Annotated in this window: 14 protein-coding genes and 1 pseudogene; 11 read left to right on the plus strand and 4 right to left on the minus strand. The window is 70.3% G+C overall.

The window, feature by feature from the left end; genetic code table 11:
• The first annotated feature begins 63 nt into the window (after positions 1-63).
• The 10 genes and pseudogenes from BLV72_RS26145 to BLV72_RS26190 all read left to right on the plus strand — a co-directional run.
• Positions 64-1,020 carry an alpha/beta hydrolase gene (locus tag BLV72_RS26145; RefSeq protein ID WP_466066474.1) on the plus strand — a complete coding sequence of 319 codons (957 nt, stop codon included), beginning with the start codon at positions 64-66 and terminating at the stop codon, positions 1,018-1,020.
• A gap of 150 nt (positions 1,021-1,170) precedes the next feature.
• A complete protein-coding gene (locus tag BLV72_RS26150) occupies positions 1,171-1,974 on the plus strand; it encodes an IclR family transcriptional regulator (protein WP_167746404.1) in 804 nt (267 codons plus the stop codon).
• 162 nt (positions 1,975-2,136) lie between these two features.
• A complete protein-coding gene (locus BLV72_RS26155; RefSeq protein ID WP_093465240.1) occupies positions 2,137-2,784 on the plus strand; it encodes an ABC transporter permease in 648 nt (215 codons plus the stop codon).
• Entirely contained in the window at positions 2,777-3,781 is a 1,005-nt protein-coding gene (locus BLV72_RS26160) for an ABC transporter ATP-binding protein (RefSeq protein ID WP_093465242.1), read from the plus strand. The genes BLV72_RS26155 and BLV72_RS26160 overlap by 8 nt, the downstream gene beginning before the upstream one ends.
• Complete coding sequence (locus BLV72_RS26165; protein ID WP_093465243.1) at positions 3,778-4,536, plus strand: ABC transporter permease; 759 nt, start codon at positions 3,778-3,780, stop codon at positions 4,534-4,536. Before BLV72_RS26160 ends, BLV72_RS26165 begins: the two co-directional genes overlap by 4 nt.
• A 70-nt stretch (positions 4,537-4,606) precedes the next feature.
• Positions 4,607-5,545 (plus strand): glycine betaine ABC transporter substrate-binding protein, encoded by a 939-nt coding sequence (locus BLV72_RS26170; protein ID WP_167746405.1) that lies wholly within the window; start codon positions 4,607-4,609, stop codon positions 5,543-5,545.
• A 32-nt stretch (positions 5,546-5,577) separates the two neighbouring features.
• Positions 5,578-6,402, plus strand: a complete 825-nt coding sequence (locus tag BLV72_RS26175; RefSeq protein ID WP_167746406.1) for a carbon-nitrogen hydrolase family protein — start codon at positions 5,578-5,580, stop codon at positions 6,400-6,402.
• Positions 6,395-7,228, plus strand: a complete 834-nt coding sequence (locus BLV72_RS26180) for a DUF6282 family protein (protein WP_093465248.1) — start codon at positions 6,395-6,397, stop codon at positions 7,226-7,228. The genes BLV72_RS26175 and BLV72_RS26180 overlap by 8 nt, the downstream gene beginning before the upstream one ends.
• Before the next feature lie 154 nt (positions 7,229-7,382).
• Complete coding sequence (locus BLV72_RS26185; RefSeq protein WP_244320961.1) at positions 7,383-10,205, plus strand: FAD-binding and (Fe-S)-binding domain-containing protein; 2,823 nt, start codon at positions 7,383-7,385, stop codon at positions 10,203-10,205.
• 184 nt (positions 10,206-10,389) lie between these two features.
• Positions 10,390-10,683 (plus strand): annotated as a pseudogene (locus BLV72_RS26190) (aldehyde dehydrogenase family protein); the annotation flags it as partial.
• A gap of 135 nt (positions 10,684-10,818) precedes the next feature.
• Here the strand turns inward: BLV72_RS26190 and BLV72_RS26195 are convergent.
• Positions 10,819-12,063, minus strand: a complete 1,245-nt coding sequence (locus BLV72_RS26195) for an NADH:flavin oxidoreductase/NADH oxidase family protein (RefSeq protein WP_093465251.1) — start codon at positions 12,061-12,063, stop codon at positions 10,819-10,821.
• A 95-nt stretch (positions 12,064-12,158) separates the two neighbouring features.
• Between BLV72_RS26195 and BLV72_RS26200 the strand changes: the two genes are divergently transcribed.
• Positions 12,159-12,782 (plus strand): TetR/AcrR family transcriptional regulator, encoded by a 624-nt coding sequence (locus BLV72_RS26200; RefSeq protein ID WP_093465253.1) that lies wholly within the window; start codon positions 12,159-12,161, stop codon positions 12,780-12,782.
• 160 nt (positions 12,783-12,942) lie between these two features.
• Here the strand turns inward: BLV72_RS26200 and BLV72_RS50075 are convergent, their stop codons facing one another.
• The 3 genes from BLV72_RS50075 to BLV72_RS26210 all read right to left on the minus strand — a co-directional run bounded on the left by BLV72_RS50075 (position 12,943) and on the right by BLV72_RS26210 (position 16,191).
• Entirely contained in the window at positions 12,943-13,524 is a 582-nt protein-coding gene (locus tag BLV72_RS50075; protein WP_244320963.1) for a hypothetical protein, read from the minus strand.
• Positions 13,500-13,883 carry a hypothetical protein gene (locus tag BLV72_RS50080; protein WP_244320965.1) on the minus strand — a complete coding sequence of 128 codons (384 nt, stop codon included), beginning with the start codon at positions 13,881-13,883 and terminating at the stop codon, positions 13,500-13,502. Before BLV72_RS50080 ends, BLV72_RS50075 begins: the two co-directional genes overlap by 25 nt.
• A 142-nt stretch (positions 13,884-14,025) precedes the next feature.
• A complete protein-coding gene (locus BLV72_RS26210) occupies positions 14,026-16,191 on the minus strand; it encodes an MMPL family transporter (protein ID WP_093465254.1) in 2,166 nt (721 codons plus the stop codon).
• Between the last annotated feature and the right edge of the window lie 365 nt (positions 16,192-16,556).

The following is a 16,556-nucleotide window of genomic DNA, read 5'->3' on the forward strand; positions in this document are numbered from 1 at the left end:
GCATCCAACGCAGGACCCCCGCCGGGGACGCGGTGCAAGCGCGGCCCCGGAGCGAGCGGGAGCCTGGCCGGCCCGGTCGAACCGACGCAAGGATTTATCGTGATTCAGAAGGACACCGCGTTTTACAGCGAGGGCAGCCGTCTGGAGGCCACCCTCTACTACCCGGACGACCTGGCGGAGGGCGGGCAGCACCCGGCGCTCGTCATCAACTCCGGCTACCAGGGGTTCAACGAGTTCTACCCGAAGATGTTCGCTTCGCGGATGACCGAGCGCGGATTCGTCTGCCTGGGCTTCGACTACCGGGGTATGGCGGACAGCGAGGGCGAGAAGGGCCGCGTCCTGATCGAGGAGCAGGTCCAGGACGTGCGCAACGCGGTGACGTTCATGCGCTCGCACGAGGACATCGACCCCCGCCGCGTCGGCCTCATCGGCTGGGGCATGGGTGCGGCGAACGTCATCCTCGCCGCCGAGAAGGCCGGCGACATCGCGGGCGTGGCCTCCCTGAACGGGTTCTACGACGGGGAGCGCTGGCTCAAGTCCATCCACACCTACGACGAGTTCCAGAAGATCGTCGCCGAGGTGGAGGAGGACCGGACGAACCGGGTCCTGCACGGCGAGTCGAAGCTCGCGGACACCTTCGTCCACTACCCGCTCGACCCGGCGACCGGCGACTACGTCCAGAAGGAGCTGTCGCAGGTCTACGGTTTCGGGCACCCGACCCGGCTGCAGTTCACCGAGTCCATCCTGGACCTGAAGGTGCAGAACGTGGTGGCGAACCTCGCGCCGACGCCCCTGTTCCTCGGCCACGGTGAGCAGAACTCGCTGCACCCCTATGACGAGGCCGTGTCCCTCTACGCGTCGGCCGCCTCGCCCAAGACCCTCTACACGATCCCGGGCCGGCACAACGACTTCATGTTCGGCGACCACCCGGAGTTCGTGCTGCTGTGTGACCGGCTGCGGGAGTTCTTCGACGGGGCCTTCGACGCCTCCGCCAGTTGCGCCCGGACCGTTTCGGCCTGACAGCCGTCCGGCGCCGCCCCCTCGGAATCCGGCCGGTTCGGTCCCGACGACGAGGGCGGTGCGAAGCGGAACGGTGCAGAAAATGCAGTATCGCGTTGCATGCAGCGTCGCGATCTGTCTAGTTATTCATACCGCTACCAAGGATTCGGTATGGCTTCTGAGCAGCAACAGACTTCCACCGCGCGCAGCGGCGCTTCGCGCGTGATGGCGATTTTGGACGCGCTCGCGTCGGCGGACCCGGCCGTGTTCCCGGACGGGATGAGCGTGGCCGATGTCGCCAGGGTGCTCGGGCGCGAGAAGTCCGTTGTGTCCCGGCAGCTCAAGAGCCTGCTCGAAACGGGCATGGTGGCCAGGCGTCCTTCGATGCGGTACGAGCTGAGCTGGCGGCTCTTCGCCTTGGCGGTCCGGGCGGGAGACCAGCGGCTGACCACGCTCGCGGCCCCGCTGCTGCTCAGGCTGACCGAAACCGTCCGGGAGCGCACCTATCTGAGCGTTCTCAGCGACGGCGAGGTGCTCACCGTACTGTCGGAGGGCTCCCGGCGGTCGATCGAAGCCGTGAACTGGGTGGGCCGCACGATCCCGGCGCACCGGAGCTCCAGCGGCATGGCTCTGCTGATGGACTACGAGGACGAGCACATCCTCGACCTGGTCCGGCGCAGCGAACGGGGGGGCTCGGACCGTGAGGCGCGGGAGTTCCTCGCCCAGGTGCGGGAGGCCCGCCGGCGGGGATACACGGTCGCGAACCGGATCTTCGACCCGGAGCTCGTGGGCATCGGGGCACCGGTCCGGGACTTCACCGGCCGGATCAGGGCCGCGGTGAACATTTCCGGCCCCGCGTTCAGGATCGAGCCGCACATCCAGACCCTCGCCGGGCACCTGCTCTCGACGATGCGGGTCCTGCAGTCCTCCCTCGGCTCCGACGTGCGCTCCTGCACCGATCCGAGTGATCTCTGACGGCCGCCGAAACCGGCCGTCACCCACCCGTCCGAGCCCCGGAGAACCGGAGAACACCATGCGATACCTTGCTCCTCCCCTGCCCGGGGCCGGCCCCGCCGGACCGCGGCAGCCGCGCCTTCACGCGGTCGTGAGCTGTGCCGGCGCACGGGCGGCCGCGCCATGAACCTCTTTTCCTATATCTCCGACAATGCCGCCTACCTGCTGTTCCTGACCCAGCAGCACGTTGAGCTCGTCCTGATCAGCGTCGGGATCGCCGCGGTCGTCGGGGTCGGGCTGGCCCTTCTCACCCAGTCCGCACCCGGCCTGCGCCACGCTCTGCTGTCCCTCACGGGATCCCTGCTGACCATCCCGTCGTTCGCCCTGTTCGCCCTGATGATCCCCGTCCTCGGGCTCGGTGTGGCCCCGACGATCGTCGCCCTCAGCGTGTACGGGGTCTTCCCGATCCTGCGCAATACGGTCACCGGCATCGAGGAGGTCGACCCGGCCGTCGTGGAGGCGGCACGCGGCCTCGGTATGGGCCCGGGACGGCGTATGCGTACGGTCGTGCTGCCCATGGCCTGGCCGGTGATCCTCAACGGGATCCGCACGGCAACGATCATGCTGGTCGCGACAGCGGCCATTGGAGCCGTCGTGCGCGGCCCCGGTCTGGGGCAGCTGATCTTCCGTGGGCTGGACCGTATCGGGGGAGCCAACGCACTGGAGGAAGTCATCTCCGGAGTGATCGGAGTGGTGCTCGTCGCTCTGGTCCTCGACCTGCTGTTCGTCGTCATCGCCAAGATCACTGCCCTGCGAGGATCGAATGTCTGACAGGTCCACCCCGAGCCCTGACGCCATGATCTGTCTGGACCAGGTCTCCAAACACTATCCGGGCCAGGGAAAGGCCGCCGTCTCCGAGCTCTCGATGGAGATCGGGCGAGGAGAGTTCGTCGTCCTGGTCGGTCCGTCCGGCTGTGGGAAGACCACCACACTGCGGATGATCAACCGCCTCGTCGAGCCGACCCACGGGCGCATATTCATCGAGGGCAGGGACGTCACCCACACCGACGTGGACGGCCTGCGGCGTGGCATCGGCTACGTCATCCAGCAGATCGGTCTGCTGCCCCACCTGACGATCGCGGACAACATCGCCCTCGTGCCCAAGATGCTCGGAATGAAGAAGTCCGAGCGCCGTGAGCGGGCGAGGGAACTGCTGGAGATGGTCGGGCTCGATCCGGTCACCTACGCCGACCGGTACCCCAGGCAGCTCTCCGGCGGCCAGCAGCAGCGGGTCGGCGTTGCCCGCGCCCTCGCGGCCGATCCGCCGGTGATGCTGATGGACGAGCCGTTCGGCGCCGTGGACCCCATCGCGCGGGAAAAGCTCCAGACGGAGTTCCTGCGGCTGCAGGAACGTATCCGCAAGACGATCGTGATGGTCACGCACGACATCGACGAGGCACTTCGCCTGGGCGACCGCATCGCCATCTTCGGACCCGGCTCCCGCCTGTCGCAGTTCGACACCCCGCTGGAGATCCTCAGCAACCCCGCCGACGACTTCGTCCGCGACTTCGTCGGATCCGGTGCCCCGGTCCGGCGGCTGTCCCTCCTGAAGGTCTCGGACGTCCTCGCCGCCGCCCCGTCCCACGCGGCCGGCGCGGCGAGCACCGTAGAGGTCGGCGCCGACGACAGCGTCCACAGGGCGCTCGAACTGGTCCTGGCCGCGGGGGCGGAGGGCATCGAGGTCGGTGTTCCCGGGGACGTCAGCCGCTACCTCGACCTCCAGACCCTGCTCACCGCGGCCGCCCAGCCGGCGAAGGTGCTCTCGTGAGTGCCGGGGCCGTCCAGGCGGCCACCCGGTCCGAAGCCCGCCGATCGAGGACCTGGGTGCCGCCGCTGGTCGTCCTCGTCCTGCTGGGAGCCGTCTGGGCCTATGCCGGCTCCCGTGACCTGGACTCCGTCGAGACCCGCAGCCTGGCCTCGGACGTCGTACTGACCGCACTGTGGCAGCACATCCAGCTCGTGGTCGCGTCGACGCTGCTGACCATCACCATCGGTGTCCCCCTGGGGGTGCTGCTGACCAGGCCCGGTATCAGCAGGGTGGGCGCGGTCGTGCTCGCGGCGGCCAACGCCAGCCAGGCGGTGCCATCGATCGGGGTGCTGGTGGTGCTGGCCATGGTCGTCGGCGTCGGCTTCTGGATGGCCGTGGTGGCGCTGGTGCTGTACGCCCTGCTTCCCGTACTGCGCAACACCATGGTGGGCATCCGCCAGGTCAGCCCCGCGCTGATCGACGCGGGGCGTGGCATGGGGATGAGCCGACGGGAGGTGCTCCTCACCATCGAACTGCCGCTGGCGGTACCGGTGATGCTGGCGGGCATCCGGGTGGCCCTGATCCTGAACGTCGGCGTGGCCACCCTCGCCGCGTTCACCAACGCCGGGGGCCTCGGCTCCGTCATCTCCTCCGGTATCTCCCTCGACAGGACGCCGGTGCTCGTCGTCGGCAGCGCCCTCACGATGGCCCTGGCCCTGGCCGTCGACTGGCTGGCCGGCCTGGCCGAGCGGGACCTGCGCCCGCGCGGCATCTGAGACCGGCCCGGTTCCAAGACCCCGCACACATCGTCAAGCACCACGAAAGGGCTTCGGCATGCGGAAAAACATGGTGACTGCGGCAAGCCTGCTCAGCCTGGCGCTCACCAGCGGCTGTGCTCTCACCAGCAACGGCCCCGGGCAGGGCAGCGGCCCCGCGGACAGCGGCCCCCTCAAAGGGGCCACCGTGAACGTCGCCTCCAAAAGTTTCACCGAGCAGCTGCTGCTGTGCGAGATCACCGCCCAGCGGCTCGAGTCACAGGCGGCGAACGTCAAGCGCACCTGTGGCATGAGCGGCAGCAACGCCGTCCGTGCCGCACTGACCGGCGGCTCCGTGGACATGTACTGGGAGTACACCGGCACTGGCTGGCTGGCCCTGAAGCAGCAGGGGAGCACCACCGACCCGCAGGCCGTGTACGAGAAGGTCAGGGACCTGGACAAGGCCAAGAACAATGTGGTGTGGCTCCCGCCCGCGGCGGCGAACAACACCTACGCGCTCGCGATGAGGACACGGACGGCGAAGAAGCTCAACGTTTCCACTCTCTCCGACTACGCCGAGCTCGCCGCGAAGGATCCGGCGAGTGCCCGCTTCTGCGGTGCCTCGGAGTTCTTCGGCCGTGACGACGGGTGGTCCGGGCTGAAGAAGGCGTACGGTTTCAGCCTCCCCAAGAGCGATGTGGCGGAGCTGGCCGAAGGCCCGATCTACAACGCGGTCGCCAAGGGAAACCCGTGCAGTCTGGGTGAGGTCTTCGCCACCGACGGCCGGATCTCCGCCCTCGGGCTGACCGTCCTGAAGGACGACAAGAAGTACTTCACGCCCTACAACCTCTCCCTGAACGTCCGAGGCGCCACCCTGAGGAAACACCCGGGGATCCAGACGGCTATGGCTCCGGTGGCCAGGCTGCTGACCACCTCCGTGATGCAGAAGCTCAACGCGCGGATCGACGTGGACGGCAAGAGGCCGGAGGAGGTGGCACACCAGTGGCTCAGCGCCAACAAACTGAACTGACGGCCGGCCCGGCGGAGTTCTCCACGCTTCGCGTGGGACTCCTCCAGACCGCACCCGTCTTCGGTGCGGTGGGGGAGAACCTCGCCGGCATCGCCGAACTGCACGGCAGCCTCAACCGGGTCGACCTCGCTCTGACCCCCGAACTCTCGGTCAGCGGCTACGGATTCGCTCCGCACGCGGAGACGGATCTCCTCGCCGGCGATGATCCGCGGCTCGCCGCCCTGGTGTCCGCGGGTGTCGGTGTGGGCTTCGCCGAGAAGAGCGCCTCGGGGCTGCCCTGGAACAGCTACCTGCTGACCGATCCGCCGACCGGGACCCGGCACCTCCAGCGCAAGCTCCATCCCGTCTCCTACGCCCCGTGGAACGAACACCTGTCGTTCCGGCCCGGCGCGGAGCTGCGGACCGCCGGCTTCGGCGCGGCCAGGATCGCCACGGTCATCTGCAACGACATGTGGCATCCCGTCATCCCGTGGCTGGCGGCCCAGGGCGGTGCCGAGGTCCTGATCGTGCCGGTGGCCAGCATGGCGGGCACCGACCCGGCGGGGATCCGCCGCACATGGGAGGTGATCCTGGAACATGCCGCCGTGCTGCTGCAGTGCTACGTCGTCTTCGTCAACCGCTGCGGTACGGACGGCGACGTCCGGTTCTGGGGCGGATCGCGCGTGGTGGGCCCGGACGGCGGCGTCCTCGTACACCTCGGGGACGAGCCGGGTGCCGCGTTCGCCGATCTCGACCTGAAAGCCCTGCGCCGGCTGCGCGCAGAGGTACCCATGCGCGCGGAAGCCCGGGCCGACTTCCTCGCCGCCGGGACGTTGTCGGCACAGGGGCCCTCCGAAAGCGAGCCATCGATTGTTTGACGTTCATGTTCACGCGGCCCCCGACGTCCTCGCACGGATCGGCCACGACGACCAGATCGGCGCCGCTTATGCCAGGGCGGGCTACAGCGGCTTCGTCCTGAAGGCTCACCACGAATCCACGGTGGGCCGGGCCAGTGCCCTCAGCCGCTCGTCCGGGCTGGACGTCGTGGGGGGAATCACCCTCAACCGTGCCGTCGGCGGGATCAATCCGGCGGCCGTTCTGTCGGCCCTGTCCACCGGCGGCCGGGTCGTGTGGTTCCCCACGGCGGACGCCCACACCCAGGAGAGCGCCGGGCTGCCACGGCTCGGCGACCTGGACGAGCGGCTGGACCGCTCCGTACTGTCCGTCCCGCCGGTCCTGGCCGCGGACAGCGCGTCCGCCGAGAACGCCGCCTTCGTTCTCGACCTGATCGCCGAGCACGACGCGGTGCTGTGCACGGGTCATCTCAGCGGCGCGGAGTGCCGGTGGCTGCTGGAGCAGGCCGAAGCCCGGGGCATCGACAGGTTCCTGCTCACGCACCCCTCCTACACCGTCCCCGGTATGGAACCAGGGGAGATCGCGGAGCTCGCGGCGCGGGGCGCCCATGTCGAGATCACCGCCTACCAGCTCTTCCACCAGCACGGGATGACTCCCGCCCGGCTGGCCGCCGTCGCCCGGGCGGCAGGGTCACGTCTGGTCCTGGCCTCCGACGCGGGACAGCCCGACAGCCCCGAGCCTCCCGCCGCCCTCGAACAGCTCATCGCCGCGCTCACCGCCGAAGGACTGGACCCCGGTTGGCTGCGGGACGCATCCGGCGACACCCCCCGGAAGCTCGTCCTCCCGTGACGGCCGTCGGGGGAAGCCACTGAGGCGCGCGCAGCGCATCCCGTCCCGTCCGTCAGCAGGCCGAGACACCCGGACACGACTCCGCAGCGAACGGACGCGTGTCCACCCACCAGATCCGATGGCTCTCCAGGAGCAGCACCCTATGGACGCGACCATGGCAGACGATCCGAAGGCCCTCATCGGGGCGTTCCTCGATGCCCTGCGCGGACAGCTCGGCGAACTCGTCGACGACTCGTCCGCGACCAGGGCGGTCTATTCGACGGATGCGTCGAACTACCGGATCATCCCCCAGGCCGTGCTCATGCCCCGGTCGAAGAGCGACGTGATCACCGCGGTCGGTATCGCCCGCGCCCACAACGTCCCCGTCACCGTCAGGGGAGGAGGCACCTCCTGCGCCGGTAACGCCGTGGGCCCCGGCCTTGTGATCGACTTCTCCCGCTTCCTGAACCGTGTCCTGTCGGTCGACCCCGAGTCCTCGACGGCGGTGGTCGAACCGGGGGCCGTCCTGAGCACGCTCCAGAGCGAGGCCCTGCCCTTCGGACTGCGGTTCGGCCCCGATCCCTCCACCGCCACCCGGTGCACGATCGGCGGGTTGATCGGCAACAACGCATGCGGCCCCCACGGCCTCTCCTACGGGCGCACGGCCGACAACGTGGTGTCCATGACCTGGCTGACCGGCAGCGGTGAGGTGATCACGGCCGGCTCGGGGGACGGCGCGCTCACGGCGGTGCCCGGTCTGGAAGCCTTCGTCTCCGAGAACCTGGCCGTACTGCGTACCGAGTTCGGCCGTTTCGGACGCCAGATCTCCGGCTACTCCTTGGAGCACCTGCTCCCGGAGAACGGCCGCAACCTCGCAGCCGCCCTGACGGGGACCGAAGGCAGTTGCGGGATCCTCCTCGAAGCCACCGTCAGGCTCGTGCCGCGGGCACCGGCACCGGCCCTGGCCGTCCTCGGTTACCGCGACATGGCCACCGCCGCGGACGATGTGCCCAACCTGCTCCCCTTCCACCCGCTCGCCCTGGAGGGCCTGGGCGCACAGCTCGTCGACGTCGTCCGCCGGGCGCACGGCGGCGCCAGTGTCCCCGCTCTGCCCGCAGGCGGCGGATGGCTGCTCGCCGAGGTCGGCGGCGCCACCTCGCAAGAGGCCGTAGAGGCGGCCCGGAAACTCGTCGCCTCCTCCGCCACCGCCGACGCCCTCGTCCTGCCCGCAGGTCCCGAGGCGACCAGGCTCTGGGAGATCCGCGCCGACGGCGCAGGTCTGGCCGGACGCACCGCCGACGGCAAGCAGGCCTGGCCCGGCTGGGAGGATTCCGCCGTCCCCCCGGAACGGCTCGGGGACTACCTGCGCGGACTCGAAGCGCTCATGGCCGAGAAGGAGCTCTCCGGGCTGGCCTACGGCCACTTCGGCGACGGGTGCGTCCACGTCCGTATCGACTTCCCGCTCGACGCCGGGGGCGCGCGCATGCGCGGATTCCTCGAGCGCGCCGCGGCCCTGGCCGCCGAGCACGGCGGCTCCCTCTCCGGCGAGCACGGCGACGGGCGCGCCCGCTCCGAGCTGCTGCCCTCCATGTACAGCCCCGAGGCCCTGCGCGCGATGGAGGCCTTCAAGGCGCTCCTGGATCCCGAGGACCTCATGAACCCCGGGGTCGTCGTCCGCCCGGCGCCGCTGGACGCCGACCTGCGCCGCCCCCGGGCCCGCCGGCTCCGCGCCACCGACGGCTTCGCCTTCGCGCACGACGGCGGAGACATCACCGAAGCCGTCCACCGGTGCGTCGGGGTGGGCAAGTGCCGTGCCGACCTTCGCGATCAGGGCGGATTCATGTGCCCCTCGTACACCGCCACCCGGGAGGAGAAGGACTCCACCCGAGGCCGTGCGCGGATGCTCCAGGAGATGCTCAACGGCGGATTCGTCACGGAGGACTGGAGCTCCCCCGAGCTCCACGAGGCTCTCGACCTGTGCCTGAGCTGCAAGGCCTGCGCCAACGACTGCCCCACCGGCATCGACATGGCCATGTTCAAGTCCGAGACCCTCCACCAGACCTACAAGGGACGTCTGCGACCGCTCAGCCACTACACGCTCGGCCGGCTCCCGCAGTGGCTCCGGCTCGCCGGGCCGGTGGCCCCGCTCGTCAACCTCGCCGGCCGCATCCCCGCGCTCCGCAGAGTCATGGCGACGATGATGGGATCCGACCCCCGCCGTTCGCTGCCGACCCTGCCTCCCAAGCCGTTCCGCCGGAGCAGGCCGGAGACGACGGGCAAGGGGCAGGCAGGCGGGCCCAGGGTCCTGCTCTGGGTCGACTCCTTCTCGGACGCCATCGATCCGGACGTCCCCCGGGACGCCCTCGACGTCCTCGCCGCCGCCGGCTGCGACGTCGAGATCGCTTCCCCCGGGGCCTGTTGCGGTCTGACCCTCATCTCCACCGGCCAGCTCACCGCCGCCAGGGCCAAGCTCCGCAGGACACTCGAGCTGCTGCTCCCGCACGTCAGGGACGGACGGACCGTCGTCGGCATCGAGCCCAGCTGCATCGCCACGCTCCGCTCGGACCTCGTGGAGCTCCTCCCCGACGACCCCCGCGCCGCCGAGCTCTCCCGTTCGGTCAGGACCGTCGCCGAGTTCCTCACCTCGATCGGCTGGACGCCGCCGCAGGCAGCGGAGAAACTCCTCGTCCAGCCCCACTGCCACCACTACTCGGTCATGGGATACGACGCGGATCAGGCGCTCCTGCAGGCCATGGGCTGCGACGTCGAGACCTCTGCCGGATGCTGCGGCCTCGCCGGGAACTTCGGCATGGAGAAGGGCCACTACGAAGTCTCCGAGAAGATCGCGCAGACCGGCATTCTCGCCAAGGCGTCCGCCGCCCCGGACCGGCGCATCCTCGCCGACGGGTTCTCCTGCCGTACGCAGGTACGCGATCTCGCCGGCCTCGACAGCCGCCACCTCGTCCAGGTCATCGCCGAAGCCCTCCGCGGCCGATGACGGCCCGCCGAGCCAAGAAACCGGCATTGACGGTCAGGGCGACGGTGGGGTGAATGTCCGTCCGGTGTCGGCGCGGTTCAGCGGGCCAGCACACCATTCCCGGGTTGTTGACGGTGCTTACATCCGGGGCTACGCTCATGTAATCACCGTCAACATTTGAGCCAGGGAGCCGCGTCCATGCCCTCGCAACGGGGCCCGGGGCCGGGCCGTCGCCGCCCGCGTGCACGCCGGCACCGTCAATGTGAACGAGGCTTTCGCCGCCGCGTGGGGAAGCATCGACGCGCCGATGGGCGGCATGGGCGACTCGGGACTCGGCCGTCGTCACGGAGCCGACGGCATCCTCAAGTACACCGAGCCCCAGACCGTCGCCCACCAGCGCATCCAGGGGTTCACCCCGCCGGCCGGTGTCTCGCCCGGCACCTGGGCCTCTCTGCTGACCGGCGCACTCAAGGTCCTCAAGGCGGCCGGCGTCCGCTGAGACGCCGACCGACCCGAATTCCGACATCGACTCGGCCACGGCGGGCCCCTGCGAGGAGCGGCGTGGCGACAGACCGGAAGGGCCCCAGGCGGTCGCGGCAAGCGACGAGCACCTGGGGCCCTTCCATCGGCACGGTTACGCCGCGCCCTGGGCTGCGGACAGCCAGGCGCGATAGCGGCGCAGGGCCCGCCGCTGCCTGCGCTGCTCGGCGATGAGGGCGAACGCCGGGTGGGTGCCCGGCGTGGGGCGGCTTCCGCGGGCGATGCGGCGCATCTGATGGCGGACCTGTGCCATGCCGGCAGCCGAGGCGAGCGCCTTGTCGGACCAGGTCACCGGCCGAAGCTGCGCGTCGGCCTCGCGTCCCTGGCGCCAGCGGCCGGGCAGGTCCGGGGTGACGGCGAGGGCCGTGCCCATCCCGATGATCGCCACGCCGCTGTCGAGGACCTTCTCGGCGGTGGCGCGCCGGGTGATGCCACCGGTGAGCATCAGCGGCAGCGGGCTGGCCTTGACCAGGTCCTTCGCCAGATCGAGGAAGTACGCCTCGCGGGCCTGGGTGCGCGCGTCGGCGGGGCGGCCCGACATCGCCGGGCTCTCGTAGCTGCCGCCGGACAACTCGACCAGGTCCACGCCGAGCGGTGCGAGCATCTCGATCACCTGACGTGCGTCATCGGCGTCGAAGCCGCCACGCTGGAAGTCGGCGGAGTTGAGCTTCACCGCGACCGCGAAGGACGGGGAGACGGCGGCGCGCACGGCGCGGACGACGTCCAGCAGCATCCGGGCCCGGTTCTCCAGCGATCCGCCCCACTGATCGGTGCGCTTGTTGACCAGCGGGGACAGGAACTGCGACAGCAGATAGCCGTGCGCGGCGTGGACCTCCACACCGTCGAAGCCCGCCTGCTCGGCGCGCCGTGCGGTGACGGCGTACCGGGTCACGGTGGCCTGGATCTGCTCGGGCGTCATGGCGACGGGGCGGCCGAAACGGCCGCTGTGCCTGCCCAGGTCGACGGCGACCGCGGACGGGCCCCATACGACGCCGGGCATCTCGGATCCGATCTGGCGGCCGGGGTGGTTGATCTGCATCCAGATCGCCCCGCCGCCGGTTTTGCCGGCCTCGGCCCACTCGATGAACGGCTCAAGCGGCGCTGCCTCGTCGAGCACCACACCGGCGGGGCCGGTCAGAGCCTCGGCGTGGACCATCACATTGCCGGTGATCAGCAGCCCGGTGCCACCGGTGGCCCAGCGCCGGTACAGCCCGAACAGCTCCTTGTCCGGGAGCTGGCCGTCGGCGGCCATGTTCTCCTCCATGGCCGCCTTCGCGATCCGGTTGTTCAGTACCTGCCCGGAGCGCAGGGACAAGGGCGAGAACAGCTCGCTGGTCATCCGAGTTCCCCTCTCGATCTCGATCGCTTACGATGTATACAGCGTTCACATTAAGGCAGCGATGTAAGCGACGTAAACATGAGGGAGCGTGACCTATGTCGCAAGCGAGCGGCACGTATCACCACGGCGATCTGCGCGCCGCCTGCCTCCGTGCCGCGCGGGAGCTGCTGGAGGAGGACGGCAGCGCCGGGCTGTCCCTGCGGGCGGTGGCGCGGCGGGCCGGTGTGTCGCCGACAGCGCCCTATCGCCACTACGCGGACCGCGACGCGCTCGTCTCCGCGGTCGCCGCGCAGGGCTACCGAGAACTCGCCGAATATCTGGCCGCGGCGCACCCCTCGCCCACGACCCCCGACGGACTCGGGGCCGTCGCCGTCGCCTACGTCCGTTTCGCGCTGGAACGCCCGGCACTGTTCCGGGTGATGTTCGCGGAGCCCTGCGATCCGAACAGCGAGGAACGGGTCAGCGCGACCACCGCCATCTGGGAATACGTCCGCGGTGTCGTCGGCGGCGCCTTCCCCGGCGCCGACCCGGAAGCCCTGTCCACCACGGTGTGGGCCCTCGTCCACGGCCTGGCGTTCCTGCACCTCGACGGCAAGCTCGACACCTCCACCCCCGAGGTGGTCGCGGGCCAGGTCCGTGCGGCCGTCCAGGCGCTGTTCGCCGCTCCCGCGGCGATGTCGCGGCCGGCAGCCGGATCGCGCGAGCAGGCAACGGCATAGCGGGACGCGTGGCACCGGCACGGGCCGGTGCCGGTGGGCAGGACGGGGGGCCGCGCCGCGCGCCGTGCCGCGGCCGGACCGGTGGCACCGATCCGGCATCCGCGACCGCCCGCGAGGCATCGGCTGTGTGTCCCGCCGGCCTGGGCGTGCCCGCGCGGCGTCAGCCGGGCGGGGCGGTGGCCACTTCGGGGCGGGTCCGCAACGGGGCCCGGGTGAGCGTCCACATCATCGCGCCGCCCGCCACGACGGCGCACAGGTGCAGGGTGATCGCGAGGCCCAACTGCTCGGGGAGCGCGACGTCCGGGGGCGCCGCGACCGCGACGTACAGCGTGAAGGGCAGCTTCCAGCCGCTCCACGCGAAGAGTGAGCCCGAGCCGAGCCAGCCGAGGACCGAGGGCAGCCAGCGGGGGAGCCGGCCGGGACCTTCGCGGCCCGGTCGTGCCACGGCGAACGCGGCGGCCAGCGCCCACGTGCCGCAGATCCCGCACAGCAGGCGCCAGGTGGCGCGGCCCTCGTCGGGGTGGGCGAGCCCGGCGGTGCCGCCCGCCGCCCAGTACAGCCACATCAGCCCGACGGCGGCACCGAGGACCACGGCCGCCCGGCCGAGCGGTGAGGGCCCGCCGCCGCGCCCGGCGAACGCCTCCGGCCACCGCCTGCGCAGATAGGCGGGGAGCGCGAGGGTGAGGCCCAGGCCCATGCCGATGAAGCCGAACTGGATCAGGGCCGCCTCCCAGCCCGGCATCGTGGGGTCGTTGTCGCCCCGGAGGTGTCCGGCTCCGACAGCAGCGAGTCGGCCAGCGCGTACGGCAGCATCGACACCAGGAACCCCGTGCCCACCCAGGCGCAGAACACCAGCGGCACCCCGGGGAGCCGCATCCCCCAGGGCCGGGCCAGCGCCAGCCCGAGAGTGATCCCGACGGCCGCCATGCCGACCGTCACGGTGTTGAGCACCACCCACTCGGCGAGTCCGAACCCGGCCCCGACCGGCGCCAGTCCGAGCAGTGAGCCCACCACCCACGACACCTTGATCACGGCGTACGGGGCCATGGCGGCGGCGCCCCCGTACGCGGCCGGCCGCCCCATCCGGTCCCACCGGTCCATCGCGCTGCCCTTCTGTGCGCTGCGATCAGCTTCTTCGGTGCGTTGCGCTCGGCGTCGGGGACCGCCTCTCGCACCGGTGGCCCTCCGCGACGATGTCGCGAAGGGCCACCGGGCCGTTCGGGCGTCCGAGGGGGCCGTCAGGTCACACCCGTACGGTCTCGCCCGCCGCATCGGGCTCCTCGGCCCGCCCGGGGCCGGAGGCGCCGGACGTGTCGGGGGAGTCGTAGCGGTGGTTGGGCCACCACGCCTTGGAGCCGAGCATCGCGGTCACCGTCGGCACCAGCAGCAGCGCCATGATGAACGCGGTGAGCAGGATGCCGAAGGCGACGGCGAAGCCCATCTGCTGGAGCATGCTGTTGCTGGCCAGCATCAGCACACCGAAGGTGCCCGCCAGGATGATGGCGGCCGAACCGATCGTCGGCGCCGACTGGGCCACCGCGAGCCGGGCCGCCTCGGCCGGTGTCTTGCCCTTGCGGACTTCCTCCCGCAGCCGGGCCACCATGAGGATGTTGTAGTCCGTGCCGATCGCCACCACGAAGAGATAGACGATGATCGGCAACATGAAGAGCAGGCCGTGCTCGCCCCGGACGTTCTGGAACAGCCAGACCGTGGAACCCAGGGTCGCGGCGAAGCCGAGGCCGACCGCGAGCATCAGATACAGCGGTGCCACCACGCTGCGCAGCAGCAGGCCGAGGATCAGCATGATGGCCAGGCCCGCGACCGGGAACACCAGCCGGTAGTCGTGGTTGACCGCGTCCTCGATGTCGGCCAGCACCGCGGTCGACCCGCCCACCAGGACCTTGGAGCCCTCGGGCGCGGAGTCGTGCGCGGTGTCCCGCAGTTCCCCGGCGACCAGCTCGATGGCCTTCTCGGAGGCGGGCCGGTACTTCAGCACCACGCTGAACTGGGCCACGTCGCCCTTGGGGTTGAGCACGGCGGGGGAGACCTCGCCGACGCCCTCGACCGCCCCCAGCTTCTGCCGGAACCCGGTCAGCGCCGAGGCGTCCAGCTTGTCGCCGTTCGACTGGATGTACACCAGGCTCGGGTCGGACTCACCGGCCGAGAAGCTCTTCTGCAGATCCGCCATGGCCTGGACGGACTCCAGGTCCTTGGGGAGCGAACTCTCGGTGTCGAATTCGGCCTTGAAGCCGAGCGCGCCCACCGCGAGGGCCGCCAGCACACCGGCGGACACCGCGGCGATCAGGCCGGGACGGCGCGACACCAGGGAGCCGACGCCGTTGGCGAGCCGGTTGCGGGGGGTCTTCTTCCACGCCTTGGACGGCCAGAACGCCTTCGTTCCCAGCAGCGAGAACACCGCGGGCACCAGGGTGAGGGCCGCCACGAGCGTCACCGCGACGGAGATCGCCAGCGAGGGCCCCATGGCGCGCATGCTGCCCATCGTCGACAGCACCAGGGCGAGGAAGGCCACGATGACCGCACCGGCCGCCGAGGCGATGGTTTCGCCGACCCGGGTGACCGCGTCGACCAGGGCCTCCTTGGGCTGCTGGCCCTTACGGAGGTGTTCGCGGTAGCGGAACAGCAGGAAGAGCATGTAGTCCGTGCCGACGCCGAACAGCACCACGATCAGGATCGCGGACACGCTGCTGTCGGCCTCGAGCCCGAACCAGTCGCTGGCGGTCGCGATCAGACCCTGGGCCATGATGAACATCACCAGGATCATCAACACGGGCATCAGCGCGATGAGCGGGCTGCGGAAGATGGCGCCGAGCAGCACGATGATCAGGACCAGGGTGGCCATCATGATCATGGCGTCGGTGTCACCCGAGGACTCGATGGAATCGAGGGCAGAAGCCGACGGACCGGTCACGTCGACCTTCAGCGAGGTGCCTTTCAGCAGCTTGTCGCGGTCCGCGCGCAGATCCTTGATCGACTGCTGGGTGTCCTCGTTGTAGACGTCCTTCTGGGTCAAGTACACGTTGGCCAGCGCCATCTTGCCGTCCTTGGAGACGGCCTCGGGCGTGGTCACCACGGACTTGAAGGTCTTGTACTTCTCGTCCTGGAACCCCGTGGTCGCCTTGGCGACGGCGGCCTTGTCGGCGTCGGAGAGTTTTCCGCCGTCCGACCGCTGGTAGACCAGGATGGCGGCCGCGGTCTCGTGCTGCGGGAACGCCTGCTCCTGGAGCTTGGTCACCCGCACCGATTCGTAGTGCGACGGCAGGAAGTCGGCCTGGTCGGTGCTGGACTTCAGCGGTGGGGCCAGGATGGCCAGGCCGACCGCCGCGATGACCCACAACGCGACGACCAGCCATGGACGGTGGACGGAAAACCGTCCTATTCGCCCGAACATGACGCTCCTTAGGGATTTAAGGTTCCAGTAAAGGGCACGCTAGGACAGCTGTTCAGGCCGCGCCATGTGTCCCCGTGGAAATCGGCCTGGGGGCTGAGGGCGGCTCCGCCAAAGGGTTTAGGGGAGCGGCCCGCGTATCACCATCCGTGCTGATGGTGCCTCTCGAGCCCCGGGCCGACGGCCACCGTCCGAGTCTCCGGTGCCGGTGCGCGGTCGGGCCGTGAAGTGGTGTGGACTGACATGTTGCTGACAAAATCGCTATCCCCGGCGGCCCGACTCGGGTACCCCGCCTCCCGCGCCGTCCGCTTCCTGACAAGCCACCCGCCACGCTCTGAAGGCCACCGCCGCGGCTCGTCGAGGACGCC

Origin of the sequence: Streptomyces melanosporofaciens, from assembly GCF_900105695.1 — a bacterium.
GTDB classification, from domain to species: Bacteria; Actinomycetota; Actinomycetes; order Streptomycetales; family Streptomycetaceae; genus Streptomyces; species Streptomyces antimycoticus.